11 protein-coding genes are annotated in these 12,195 nt (G+C 69.4%); 8 read left to right on the top strand and 3 right to left on the bottom strand.

Annotated elements, in window-relative coordinates; all coding sequences use genetic code 11:
- Nucleotides 1-93: 93 nt before the first annotated feature.
- From acpS to VGD28_RS12560, 5 genes are read left to right on the top strand one after another with little or no spacing between them, the layout of a single operon-like run.
- Nucleotides 94-498 carry a holo-ACP synthase gene (gene acpS / locus VGD28_RS12580; protein ID WP_331028690.1) on the top strand — a complete coding sequence of 135 codons (405 nt, stop codon included), beginning with the start codon at nt 94-96 and terminating at the stop codon, nt 496-498.
- A gap of 4 nt (nt 499-502) precedes the next feature.
- On the top strand, nt 503-1,390 hold the full coding sequence (lepB, locus tag VGD28_RS12575; protein WP_331028689.1) for a signal peptidase I: 888 nt from the start codon (nt 503-505) through the stop codon (nt 1,388-1,390).
- 7 nt (nt 1,391-1,397) lie between these two features.
- Entirely contained in the window at nt 1,398-2,531 is a 1,134-nt protein-coding gene (locus tag VGD28_RS12570) for an AI-2E family transporter (RefSeq protein WP_331028688.1), read from the top strand.
- On the top strand, nt 2,528-3,154 hold the full coding sequence (gene maiA, locus VGD28_RS12565; protein ID WP_331028687.1) for a maleylacetoacetate isomerase: 627 nt from the start codon (nt 2,528-2,530) through the stop codon (nt 3,152-3,154). Before VGD28_RS12570 ends, maiA begins: the two co-directional genes overlap by 4 nt.
- Nucleotides 3,151-5,184: a TonB-dependent receptor gene (locus VGD28_RS12560; protein WP_331028686.1), complete on the top strand. Its 2,034-nt coding sequence runs from the start codon at nt 3,151-3,153 to the stop codon at nt 5,182-5,184. The genes maiA and VGD28_RS12560 overlap by 4 nt, the downstream gene beginning before the upstream one ends.
- Here VGD28_RS12560 and VGD28_RS12555 read toward each other — a convergent pair.
- The gene (locus VGD28_RS12555) at nt 5,169-6,260 is read right to left on the bottom strand and encodes a glycosyltransferase (protein ID WP_331028685.1); all 1,092 of its coding nucleotides are present in this window, start codon (nt 6,258-6,260) and stop codon (nt 5,169-5,171) included. The two genes, VGD28_RS12560 and VGD28_RS12555, sit on opposite strands and share 16 nt — an antisense overlap.
- 210 nt (nt 6,261-6,470) lie before the next feature.
- Here VGD28_RS12555 and VGD28_RS12550 point away from each other — a divergent pair, with 210 nt between their 5' ends.
- The 3 genes from VGD28_RS12550 to VGD28_RS12540 are packed head-to-tail and all read left to right on the top strand — an operon-like array spanning nt 6,471 to nt 9,142.
- Complete coding sequence (locus tag VGD28_RS12550; RefSeq protein ID WP_331028684.1) at nt 6,471-7,412, top strand: hypothetical protein; 942 nt, start codon at nt 6,471-6,473, stop codon at nt 7,410-7,412.
- Nucleotides 7,409-7,933: a DUF2141 domain-containing protein gene (locus tag VGD28_RS12545; protein ID WP_331028683.1), complete on the top strand. Its 525-nt coding sequence runs from the start codon at nt 7,409-7,411 to the stop codon at nt 7,931-7,933. Before VGD28_RS12550 ends, VGD28_RS12545 begins: the two co-directional genes overlap by 4 nt.
- 15 nt (nt 7,934-7,948) lie before the next feature.
- A complete protein-coding gene (locus VGD28_RS12540; RefSeq protein ID WP_331028682.1) occupies nt 7,949-9,142 on the top strand; it encodes a glycosyltransferase in 1,194 nt (397 codons plus the stop codon).
- Here the strand turns inward: VGD28_RS12540 and VGD28_RS12535 are convergent.
- Both VGD28_RS12535 and VGD28_RS12530 read right to left on the bottom strand, forming a co-directional pair.
- Entirely contained in the window at nt 9,085-10,536 is a 1,452-nt protein-coding gene (locus VGD28_RS12535) for a hypothetical protein (protein WP_331028681.1), read from the bottom strand. The genes VGD28_RS12540 and VGD28_RS12535 overlap by 58 nt on opposite strands.
- Nucleotides 10,533-12,188, bottom strand: coding sequence for a dipeptidyl-peptidase 3 family protein (locus VGD28_RS12530; RefSeq protein ID WP_331028680.1), 1,656 nt, complete (start codon nt 12,186-12,188; stop codon nt 10,533-10,535). Before VGD28_RS12530 ends, VGD28_RS12535 begins: the two co-directional genes overlap by 4 nt.
- Nucleotides 12,189-12,195 lie beyond the last annotated feature (7 nt).

Genomic DNA, 12,195 nt, shown 5'->3' with positions numbered 1-12,195 from the left:
CGGTAAGCTCTGCCGCGAGCACCGCCGTCTGCGCGGCGGCCCCTCCGTCAGCGCTGCGCGCTGCCACCTCCCCGTGCCGGGGAGGAATTGATTGTGATCATCGGCATCGGCTCGGACCTGTGCAATATCGAGCGGATCCAGTCGACGCTCGACCGGTTCGGGATGCGCTTCGAGAATCGCGTGTTCACCGATGTCGAGCTGCGCAAGGCAGCGCGGCGCCCGCTCAACTATGCCGCGACCCTGGCCAAGCGCTTCGCCGCCAAGGAGGCCTTCTCCAAGGCGGTGGGCACCGGGTTCAAGGCGGGCGTGTTCATGCGCGACATCGGTGTGGTCAACGCGCCGTCGGGCGCGCCGACGCTGGCGCTGACCGGGGGGGCCAAGGCGCGGCTTGACGCCATGACCCCCGCCGGTCACGTCGCCAAGGTGCATCTGACGCTGACCGACGACCATCCCTGGGCCCAGGCGCTGGTGGTGATCGAAGCGCTACCGGCGGAGTAAGGCGATGGCCGAGGAGTTGGCGTTGACGGCAGAGAATGAGGCTGGGACGGAAGCGAGGGCCGGCCGCACCGACTGGTGGGCAGAGGCCAAGGGCATCTTCTGGCTGGTGATCGCGGTGCTCGGTTTCCACAGCCTGGTCGCCAAGCCCTTCTACATCCCCTCCGAATCGATGATGCCGACGCTGCTGATCGGCGACCGGCTGGTGGTGACCAAATATCCCTATGGCTATAGCTACGTCACCCCGACCTTCCACGTCCTCCCCTTCATCAAGGGCCGGCTGCTGGGCAGCGTGCCGCGGCGCGGCGATATCGTCATCGTCACCCCGCCCGATGCGCGCACCGACTATATCAAGCGCGTGATCGGCCTGCCCGGCGATCTGGTCGAGATGCATGGCGGCCTGCTCTACATCAACGGCCGGCAGGTGAAGCGCGAGAAGCGGGCCGACCGGCTGATCCCGATCGACGCCAACACCCGCTGCGGGCTCGACACGCTGCCCGGCGAGCGCAACCTCTACGAAGGCCGCGTGGTGCGCGACGCTTCGGGGAAGCAGTTCTGCAACGTGCCGATCGTGCGCGAGACGCTGCCCGAGGGCGCAAGCTACGACACGATCGACCTGGCGATGGTCGGCAGCGACAATTTCAGCCCGGTGCGCATCCCCGCCGGCCATGTCTGGCTGATGGGCGACAATCGCGACAACAGCGCCGACAGCCGCATGACGCTCGATCAGGGCGGGCTCGGCGGTGCGGTGCCGGTGGAGAATATCGGCGGGCGCGCCGAGTTCGTGACGTTCAGCCTCGACGGCAGCGCGAGCTGGAACCCGCTCAGCTGGGCGGGGTCGTTCCGCCCGGGCCGCGCGGGCGGCTCGCTTCATCCCGACCGTCCAGCGGAGTAGCCAGCCAATGAGCAAGGATCAGGTCTCGGTCGTCCAGGAGCCCGGCCCCAACGAGATGCGCGATCCGGTGATGCGCGCCGAGCTGCGCCGCGCATCAGTGTGGTTCGGGCTCGCCATCGCGGTGGCGCTGGTGGTGCTGCTGATCCAGCCGCTGCTGCTAATCTTCGCCGGGCTCGTCGTCGCGTCGATGCTCGACGGCGGCGCGCGATTGATCCGCAAGGCGGTGCCGATCCCGCGCGGCTTCGCGCTGCTGATCGTCGTGCTGCTGGTGATCGCCTTCGTCGGCGGCGTCTTCTACCTCACCGGGGTCGAGATCGCGGCACAGGCCGAGCAGCTGCGCCAGACGCTGGAGGCGCAGGCGGTGCGGCTGAGCGGCTGGCTGACCGAGCTCGGCATCATGCCGGGCGCCGCGGATCTCAAGGACTTCGCCCAGCAGGCGCTGGGCAGCGTCGGGCGCGTCACCTCGTTCATCGGCGGCGCGGTGGGTGCGGTCGCCAGCTTCTTCCTCGTGCTCATCATCGGCCTGTTCGTGGCGATGGAGCCGCGCATCTACGAGCGCGGGCTGCAATGGATGGTGCCGATGCAGTCGCGCGACCAGTTCGCGATCACGCTGGCGCGGATGGCGCGGACGATGCGCGTGCTGCTCGCCGGGCGACTTGCCGGCATGGTGTTCGAGGGCGTGCTGACCTGGATCCTGCTGTCGATCGCGGGCGTGCCGATGGCACTGCTGCTCGGCATCATCACCGGCATGCTGGCCTTCATCCCCAATATCGGCGCGTTCATCTCGGGCGTGCTGATGGTCGCGGTCGGCTTCAGCGCGGGGCCGGAGCAGGGCTTGTGGGCGATCATCATCTATTTCGTCGTGCAGAATTTCGACGGCTATGTGCTGCTCCCGCTGATCGCCAAGCACACGGTGGACATGCCGCCCGCGCTCACCGTCTCGTCGCAGATCCTGGCGAGCACGCTGTTCGGCTTTCTCGGCCTTGCGCTCGCCGATCCGATCGTGGCGATGATCAAGGTCGCGCTCGAGCGCAAATCGGAGCAGGCGGCCGAAGCGGGGATCGGCGCGCCGCCCGAAGCCGATCCGCCGCCCAAGACGGTGCGGAGCCGCCGCTCCAAACCCAAGGCGGGCGCGGCATGATCCTCTACGACTATTTCCGCTCGTCCGCAGCCTATCGCGTGCGGATCGCGCTCAACCTCAAGGGCGTGCCGCACGAGCGGCGCGAGGTGCATCTGGTCAAGGGCGAGCAGCGCTCGGCCGAGCATGTCGCGCGCAACCCGCAGGGCTTCGTCCCGGCGCTCGACATCGGCAACGGTCGCGTGCTGACGCAGAGCCTCGCGATCATCGAATGGCTCGATGCCGCCTGGCCCGAGCCGCGGCTGATCCCGGCAGATCCGCTCGACCGCGCCGGCGCGATGGCGCGCGCACTGCTGATCGCGGCGGACATCCACCCGGTGAACAATCTGCGCATCCTGAAGCGCCTCGAATCGCAATTCGGCGCGGACGAGGCGGCCAAGGCCGAATGGTATCGCCACTGGATCGCCGAGGGCTTCGCCGCGCTCGAGGCGCTGGCGGGGGACGGCCCCTTCCTCGGCGGCGATGCGCCCGACGTGAGCGACGTGCTGCTGGTGCCGCAGATGTACAATGCGCGGCGGTTCGATCTGCCGCTCTCCGCCTATCCCAGGCTGGTCGCCGCGGATGCCGCGGCCTCCGCGCTCGAGCCGTTTGCCGCCGCGCATCCTGACCGGGCCAAGCCCGAATGAGGGCCGTCGCGGCCCTGCTTCTCCTCCCGCTGCCCGCTCTTGCCCAGGAGATCGTGGTGACCGGGCAGGGGCTCGACGCCCCGCCGGGCGAGGCCGCCTATGCCGTTGCCGAGATCGACCGCGAGCGGCTGACCGAGAGCGCGAGCGGGCGGTTCGAGGACGTGCTGCGCGATGCCGCGGGCGCCGCGCAGTTCCGCCGCGCCGATTCGCGCTCGGCGCATCCGACCGCCCAGGGCATCACCCTGCGCGGGCTGGGCGGCAATGCGTCGAGCCGCGCGCTGCTGCTGCTTGACGGGGTGCCGCAGGCCGATCCGTTCGGCGGCTGGGTGCCCTTCCCCGCCTATCTGCCCGAGCGGCTGGCGTCGGTGCGGATCACCCGTGGCGGCGGCAGCGGCTATCACGGCGCCGGCGCACTCGCCGGCACGATCGAGCTGACCAGCGCCGGCGCGGACATGCTCGGGCCGCTCGCGCTGACCGGCTTCTACGGCAGTCGCGAGTCGATCGACCTGGTCGCGACCGGCGGCGCGAGGCTCGGCGCGGGATCGCTGACCGTGGCGGGGCAGTTCGCGCGCGGCGACGGGTTCGTGCCGATCGTCGCGGAGGATCGCGGCCCGGCCGATCGCGCGGCGCCCTATCGCCAGGCCAGCCTCGCGCTGCGCTCGGTGTTCCCCGTCGGCGAGACGACCGAGTTGCAGGCGAACCTGTCGGGCTTCAGCGACGAGCGCGATCGCGGCACCGATTTCACGCCGATGACCAGCCAGGGCGCGGACGCCAGCGTGCGGCTGGTCGGCCGCGGCAGCTGGCGCTGGGCGGCGCTCGCCTATCTCCAGCACCGCGATTTCTCGAGCGGATTCGCGAGCATCGGCGCGGGCCGCGCGAGCGCTTCCCCCACGCTCGACCAGCATGTCCCCGCCACCGGCGCGGGGGCGCGGATCGAGATCGAGCCGCCGATCGGCGCCGGGACGACGCTGCGGCTGGGCGGCGACCTGCGCCACACGTCCGGGCGGACGCAGGAGCTGTTCACCTATGTCGCGGGCAATCCGACGCGGTGGCGCAGCGCGGGCGGCGAGACGCTGGCCGGCGGCGCGTTCGCCGACCTGAGCCTTGAGCGCGGCCCGCTGACGCTGAGCGCAAGCGGGCGCATCGATCGCTGGACGATCGCGAACGGATCGCTGTTCGAGGCGCCGCTGGCGGGCGGCGCGCCGCTCACCGATGCGCGCTTCGCCGACCGCAGCGGCTGGGAGGCGAGCGGGCGCGCGGGTGTCGCAGTCAAACTCACGCCAGCCGTCTCGATCCGCAGCGCCGCCTATACCGGCTGGCGGCTGCCGACGCTCAACGAGCTCTACCGCCCGTTCCGCGCGGGCACCGACGCCACCGCAGCCAACCCGCTGCTCGACCCCGAGCGGCTGACGGGGGTGGAGGCGGGCATCGACCTGACGCCGGGGCCGTCGCTCACCCTGAGCGCCACGGGCTATTGGAACCGCATCCGCGGCGCGATCGGCAACGTCACGCTGGGCACCGGCCCGGGGAGCTTCCCCGGCGTCGGCTTCGTCGCGGCGGGCGGGGGCTACCGCCAGCGCCTCAACCTCGACGCGATCGTCGCGAAAGGCGCCGAGATCGATCTGCGCTGGCGGTCCGGGCCGTGGCGCGCGGGCGCATCCTGGGCGTTCACCGATGCGCGGGTCGAAGCCTCGGGCGCGGCAGCCGCGCTCGACGGCATGCGCCCTGCACAGGTTGCTCGGCACCAGGGATCGGCCAATCTCGGCTGGACGCGCGGGCGCCTGCTGCTCTCGGTCACCGGCCGCTACGTCGCGCCGCAATTCGAGGATGATCAGAACGCGCGCGCGCTGGCCGACGCCTTCACGCTCGACGCGCGGATTGCGGTGCCGGTCACCGATGGCCTCTCAATCGAGGCGCGCGGCGAGCACCTCACCGACGCGCGGGTCGAGACCGCCATCACCGGCAACGGCATCGTCGAGCGCGCGACACCGCGCACCGTGTGGATCGGGTTCAGCTACCGGCCGCGTTGAGCCGCCAGACCGTCGAACAGCTCCAGATACGCCTGTACCGGATCGGGTCCGGTCTCAGGCTTCGGCTCGGGGCGCGGGCGGCCGGGCATCAGCCAGTGGTTGAGCGCGCCGACCAGCCGTGCGCGATCCCCCGGCGGCACGATCGTGCCGCGCGCGGGCGAATCGATCAGCTCGTGGATCGCGACGCTCGAATCGGTGGCGATGGCCGGGGTGCCGGCGGCGATCGCCTCGCGGATGACGCCCGGCACGCCCTCGAACTCGCTGGTCAGCACTACCGCGGCGGCGCGCTCGATCGCGGGCAGCGGATCGGGGGCATGGCCGGGCAAGGACACGCGATCCTCCAGCCCGAGCCGCTCGACCAGCCGTTCGAGCGATGCCCGTTCCTCCCCCTCGCCCAGGATCACCAGCCTGACCGCAGGATCGTGGAGGCGCGGCATGGCGGCGATCAGCCGCTCCCACCGCTTCTGCGGGGCGAGCCGGCCGACGCCGAGCAGGAAGCGTCCTTCGGGCAGCGACGGCGGCGGGGCGCCCGGGATCGGCCGCGCCGGCGGGTTGGCGATGACATGGACGTGCGACGGCGACAGCCCCATCGCACCCACCGCTTCCCCGGCCATCGCCGGGGTCATCGCCACCACCGCGTCGAGGAAGCGCGGATGCATGCGCAGCCAGGCGCGATAGCCGGCTCCCGCGCCGCGAGCGAGATCGGGCCGCACCAGTGCGTTGGACACCTTGCCCACGATCGGCGGGCAGGATCTGCCGAGCCGGGCATGCAGCCAGAAGGCAGCGCCGGTATAATGGTTGCCGGGGCAGAAGACGATGTCGGGCGCCAGCTCGCGGACGATGGCATGCAGCCCGAACAGCGCGCGATAGGCGGTGCTGCCCAGCGCGCGAACCGTGACCCCTTGCGGAATCTCGTGCGACAGCGCCCCGCCGGTGTCGCCGATCACCAGCGTCACCCGCCGTCCCGCGCGCACCCAGCCATCCGCCATCCGCAACAACGCGCGCTCGACGCCGCCGCCCTTCAGCGTCTGGGCAAAGCTCAGGATATGCGCTGCGGCGGGACTTTGATCGGGCACGGCGATCCGGGACGGGGTTGAAGGCTGCCCAGCTAAAGCCCAAATCCGCCCCGGAAGAAACCGCATTCTGATGCCAGACGGCACGCCGCGAGACGCAGCGTGTCATCTGGCATTCAGATTCGATGCGGCTAAAGGCGCGCAAAAAACGTTACGCTTCCGGAGAAGGGCACCAGTTTGGCCTATGTTGAACCACCGGGAGCGGAAGCTTCGATGAACACGTCCGTCGCCAATCCCGCTCCGATCGGGGCAACCGCAGGTCTTGCGCCCCCCGATCTGGCCGGGCTGGAGCCGATCGAGAAGATCAAGCGCCGCTGGCCCGCATTGCTGGGCGCGGCGCTTTCGCTGCTGATGATCGCCGGCCTTGCCAACGAGCTGTTCGACAAGGGGCTGGCCGGCCTGTCGCAGATGGCGCCGAGCAGCTGGGTCTTCTACCTCTTCTTCGCGCTCTTCTATCTCGGCCCGCCGACCTTCGACTATGTCATCTTCCGGCGGCTGTGGAAGATCCCGCCATCGGGCATGGTCGCGCTGCACCGCAAGCGCATCGCGAACGAGGTCGTGCTCGGCTATTCGGGCGAAGCCTATTTCTACGCCTGGGCACGCCAGCGCACGCAGATGGTGACCGCGCCGTTCGGCGCGGTGAAGGACGTTTCGATCCTCTCGGCGATCGCCGGCAACGCGATCACGCTGGCGATGCTCGCGCTCGCGCTGCCGCTCGCCACCGAATTGCTGACCCCGACCCAGTTCAACACTGCGCTCGTCTCGATCGCGATCATGGTGGCGATGTCGCTGCCCTTCCTGATCTTTTCCAAGCGGGTCTTCTCGCTTCACCGCGGCACGCTGTGGTGGATCTTCGGCATCCATTCGCTGCGGCTCGTGCTCGGCTCGATCCTGATCGCCTGCGCATGGCATTTCGCGATGCCGGACGTGTCGCTCGGCATGTGGCTGATCCTCGCCGCGGCGCGCATGCTGGTGTCGCGCCTGCCGTTCGTGCCCAACAAGGATCTTCTTTTCGCCAACTTCGCGATCATACTGATCGGGCAGGGTCAAGCCCTGTCCGAGCTGCTCGCCTTCACGGCGGCGCTCACCCTGCTGGTCCATGTCGTGCTGTTCGCCGGCTTTGGGCTATTGGGGCTGATCAGGAAGGATATATGACCCTGCGTTTCGCCGTTCCCCTTCTCTTCGCCGTTGCCACCCTGACCTCTCCCGCTGCCGCGCAGCTGCTGGAGGGCTCGGCGGCGATGTGCAACGGCTCGAGCCCGTCGGTGCGGGTCAACGTCACCGGGCTCAAAGATCGCAGCGGCCGGCTGAAACTGGAGCTCTATCCCGCGAACGAGGATGATTTCCTGAAGGACGACACCAAGCTCAAGAACGAGGGCAAATTCTTCGCCCGGCTGTGGACGCCGACGCCCCAGACCGGCGCGGTCAATTTGTGCATCCGCGCACCGCGCCCGGGCCGCTACGCGCTGCTGTTCACGCATGACCGCGACGGCAAGAACAAGTTCAACTTCTGGAAGGACGGCGCGGGATTCGCCAGCAACCGCAAGCTCGGCCGCAGCCGGCCGCAGCTCAAGGAAGCGGTCATCAATGTCGGGCCGGGCGTGACGACGATCATGGTCCACGCGCAATATCTGCGTGGCCTGTCGGGCTTTGCGCCCTATGATCCGAACGATTAGGGCCTGAGGCGCGTCATGCGGATCGTCGACGTCAACGAATATTACTCCCCGACCGGCGGGGGCGTGCGCACCTATCTCGACCGCAAGATGCGTATCCTGGCCGAGCTCGGCCATGAGCTGATCGTCATCGCGCCGTTCGACGAGGACCGGATCGAGGACCGCCCCGATGGCGGGCGCATCTACTGGGTCAAGGCGCCGCCGCTGATCGTCGACCGCAACTACTGGCTGTTCAAGGATATGGCGCCGGTCGTCCGGCTGCTCGACCAGCTCAAGCCCGACGTGGTCGAGAACAGCTCGCCCTGGCGCCCGGCCTGGGGCGTGGGCGGCTGGCAGGGCGATGCGCTCAAGGTGTTCTTCGCGCACAACGACAATATCGGCGCCTATCCGCAGCGCTGGCTCGCGCCCTTCGCCGGCCCCGACCGGATCGAGCAGATGTTCGGCTGGTACACGCGCTACATGAACAAGTTCCTCGAAGGCTATGATGCCTTCGTCACCAACGGTCCGGCGCTCGCGAAGCGCTATCGCCGGCGCGGCATCCATGTCGACGCGGCGATGCCGCTGGGGATCGACCGCAACCATTTCTCGCCCGCGCTGCGCGACGAGGCGCTGCGCGCGTCGATGCTCGCACAGCTCGATCTGCCCCCCGACGGCCATCTGCTGATCGGGCTTGGCCGCCATCACCGCGAGAAGCGCTGGCCGGTGGTGATCGACGCGGTCGAGCGCGCCGGCGCCAACATGCCGGTCGGCCTGATGCTGCTCGGGGACGGGATGCAGCGCGCGCAGCTCGAGCGCCAGATCGCGGGCAACACGCATATCCGCCTGTTCCGCCCGGTCTATGACCGCGAGCGGTTCAGCCGCATCCTCGCCAGCGCGGACGCGCTGATCCACGGATCGGACCAGGAACCGTTCGGGCTGGTCGCGTCGGAGGCCCTTGCCTCTGGCCTGCCGCTGATCGTGCCCAATGACGGCGGCTGCGCGGAGGTCGCCGACCCGCTGTTCGCCGAGACCTATCAGGGCGGCGATCCCAAATCCGCGGCGGCGGCGATCCGGCGGCTGTTCGCGCGCGACCAGCCGATCCTGCGCGCCGCGGCGCGGCATGCCGCGGGACAGGTGCTGTCCGACCGCGACCACGCGATCGCGCTGGTCGATCTCTATTCGGAGCTGATCGCCGAGCGCGCCGGCGGGGTTCCCCGCCGCCAGAGGGTGTAGCGGTCGTTGCCCAGCGGCAGGACGGCGACCTGCCGGTAGCCGTCGCGCGTCACGCCGGAGAGCATGCGTTCGCGGATCTCCGGACGCTCGCCGCGATAGGGCTTGCGCATCACCACCCATTCGGGCCGCCGGCGCAGGATGCGGTCGATCTCGGCATCCTGATCGACCCCGATCGCCCCGCGCTCGCGCGTGCGGCTCAGATGGCTCGGGAAGATCCAGCGCGTCACCGCGCAGCGCCGCGTCATCGGATAGAGCATGGTCGAGCCCGAATAGACGTGCAGGCAGCCCGGCCCCGGACCGATGACCTGCGCGATCGCCGCGATCTCGCCAGGCGTGCCGCGGGTCGATCGCTTGGCGATCAGCAGCACCTGCCCGCCGGCGAAGGCGAGCAGCAGCATCCACAGGGCGAAGCGGCGATGCACGCCGAGAAACGCTGCGGCGCAGATCGCCAGCGGCGGGATCAGCGGCAGCGCATAATGCTCGAAATAGGAGCCGAACACGAGCAACCCGCCGATCGCCGCCAGCGCCCATGCGAACACGAACGGCGCCACCTCCGATCCACCCCGCTGCCGCCAGCCGAGCGCGGCGGCGGCAAGCAGCGGCGAGAGGATCAGCGTGATCGCGGCGAGGTTGGCGATCTGCGCCAGCGCCGGATCGGGATTGCGGTCGAGGATCGACAGGAAATTGGCATAAAGCCACGCCTCGCCCTGGCCAATCGAGGCATAGGCCGCCCATGCGGCGAGCGTCGGGAGCAGCGCCGCGCCCGCCAGCGGCACCGCCGCCAGCGCGATCCGCGCCAGCCCGCACCCCGCCCGCCATTCACGCCCTAGCAGCCAAAGGCCGAAGAACAGTCCTTCAAACACCGCGGCGTATTTGATCTGCAGCGCGAGCCCGGCCAGCGCCATCGCCGCGAGCCCGCCCGCGAAGCGCTTGCCTGCCGCCGTCTCCCGCTCGCCGCGCACGATCAGCGATGCCGCGGCGATCATCAGCAGATTGTAGAAGACCGGCGCCTGCCCGCCCTGCCCGTCGATCAGATTGGGCCAGAGGATCACCGCGATCCCCGCCGCGAGCGCGCCGCGGCTCCACCCTGCCCGGTCCGCCAGCCGCGCGGCTAGCACCGCGGTGGCGACAAGGCAGGCGAGCGCGAGCGCCTGATATGCCCAGATTCCCGCTGGATAGCCGAGCGCCGCGGCGGGAGCGTAGAGCAGGAACAGCCCGATCGGCTTGCGGTCCCACACATCGACGAACGGCACGGCGCCGTCGAGCATCGCCCGCGCGGTGACGAAATAGAATTCCTCGTCCACGTGCAGGATCGGGTTGCCGAAGGTGATCGCCCGCGCCGCCAGTGCGACGGCGAGCAGGATCAGCCAGCGCGGCGCCGTGGAGATGCTCACACCTTGTTCGGGTAGACGGGCACGATATCGACCGGGATCGCCTTCATCGATGCGATCACGGCGCGGGCATGGTCGTCGAGCACCGCCCATTTGGCCATGAACGCCTTGACGCCCTCATAGTCCCCATTGGCCTGCAGCACGATCATGTCGCGCAGCAGGTCGCGCAGCCCCAGCTCGAACCGGGCATTGTCGATGCGGTAGCGCCCCGCCGCCGCATCCCAGGCGAACGCGCCCTTGGCTTTGAGATAGCCATATTGCATCGCCGCGCCCTGGCCGTGCGCTTCCTCGATCCCAAAGCGCATCGCGCGGAAGGTGCCGGCCAGATAGGTGGCGAAGAGCTGCGGCTTCTCCGCCGCGGGCAGCTCGCCCTTCTGCATCATGAACAGGATGTTCCACGCGCCCATCACATCGGCCTTGGCCTCCTCCAGCCCCGAGGCCTGATCCTTGAGCGCCTCGCTCACCGTGGTCTTCTGCCCGTTCACGACGATCGTGCCCGGCCCCAGGCTGTGCGACAGCTCGTGGAACAGCGTCTCGAGCTGCATGTACTTCTTCGCCACCAGGCGCGCCTGATCGGGCACCAGCACCAGCGGTGCCATCGGGGCGAGGATGCGCTCGTACTTTGCGCCGAGCACGTTGGAGAGGATCACCTTCTTGGCGCCCTTGGCCTCGCGCACGCGCTCGTCATTGGGCAGGTTGAAGGCGATGGTCTGCACGCCCGGGACGTTGTCGCCGCCGCCGCGGACCTGCTCGGCGACCGCGATGGGGCTTTCAAAGCCGCGCTGGAAATTCTTGTACCTGGCCGGGACCGGCAGGTTCGCCTCCATGTCGCGCAGGTAGCGCTTGTACTTGGCGAGCGCGGCGGATTCGGCGGGGTCCTTGAGCGTCACGAAGCTCTCGAACGCGGTCTTCTGGCCGTGGAGCCGGTCGGTATAGACCTCGTACGGTCCGATCGCGACCTCGATCGGCGTGCCTTCGAGGTCCATCCACGCCAGCTCGGACTCGAAATAGTCATCGGTCAGGAACGCCTTGGCGCGCAGCGTCAGGAACTTCTTGAGGCTTGCATTGGTGGTGATCGCCGCGGCCTCGTCGAGCAGCTTCGCCGCCTGCGTCAGCTCGGGCTTGTAGGCGACCGAATAGGGAATCGCCTCGAGCTTGGCGCCGTCGCGGACGACGACCGTATAGGGGCTGGTCAGCGCCGCCTTCTCGGCCGGGTTGGCGGCGAGATAGGCATCGAACTCCTCCTTGGTCAGGTCGGCGGGATAGAAGCCCGCGCCCGCCGGCATCTTCGCGTCGCCGAAGAAGGGCCGGTTCTCGGCGAGATCGTCCCACGGCCCGTAATAGCGGTCGTACATCTCGAGCGGCAGCCCGCCGCCGGCCTTCTCGATCGCGGCGCGCGTCTGCTTCCAGTTGGCGTCGCGCTGGGCGCGATAGATCAGCGACATCTGCTCCGACGCCTGGATCAGCAGGTTGACGACCTTGCGCTCCTCATCGGTGAGAAAGCTGGTGTCGGGCTTCATCTCGATCACCGCGAGCTTCGCCTTCTGCGCGGCAAGGTCGTAGCTGTCGGCGGCCGCCATGTCGTTCCCGGCGGGCGGCGCCGAGGTGCAGGCGGCGGTGGCGAGAAGCAGCGCGGCGAGGGCGTAGTTGCGCATCGGTAAC

Source organism: Sphingomonas sp., from assembly GCF_036402235.1.
In the GTDB taxonomy this organism is placed as follows: Bacteria; Pseudomonadota; Alphaproteobacteria; order Sphingomonadales; family Sphingomonadaceae; genus Sphingomonas.
The sequence above is the reverse complement of the archived record's forward strand: the minus strand, read 5'-3'. Positions and strand labels throughout refer to the sequence as shown.

Excerpts from the sequence above, each read along its gene's own strand:
- VGD28_RS12540 (WP_331028682.1), top strand. The coding sequence starts at position 7,949 with ATGCGGATCGTCGACGTCAACGAATATTACTCCCCGACCGGCGGGGGC.
- maiA (WP_331028687.1), top strand. The coding sequence starts at position 2,528 with ATGATCCTCTACGACTATTTCCGCTCGTCCGCAGCCTATCGCGTGCGG.
- VGD28_RS12530 (WP_331028680.1), bottom strand. The coding sequence starts at position 12,188 with ATGCGCAACTACGCCCTCGCCGCGCTGCTTCTCGCCACCGCCGCCTGC.
- lepB (WP_331028689.1), top strand. The coding sequence starts at position 503 with ATGGCCGAGGAGTTGGCGTTGACGGCAGAGAATGAGGCTGGGACGGAA.
- VGD28_RS12550 (WP_331028684.1), top strand. The coding sequence starts at position 6,471 with ATGAACACGTCCGTCGCCAATCCCGCTCCGATCGGGGCAACCGCAGGT.
- VGD28_RS12560 (WP_331028686.1), top strand. The coding sequence starts at position 3,151 with ATGAGGGCCGTCGCGGCCCTGCTTCTCCTCCCGCTGCCCGCTCTTGCC.
- VGD28_RS12545 (WP_331028683.1), top strand. The coding sequence starts at position 7,409 with ATGACCCTGCGTTTCGCCGTTCCCCTTCTCTTCGCCGTTGCCACCCTG.
- VGD28_RS12570 (WP_331028688.1), top strand. The coding sequence starts at position 1,398 with ATGAGCAAGGATCAGGTCTCGGTCGTCCAGGAGCCCGGCCCCAACGAG.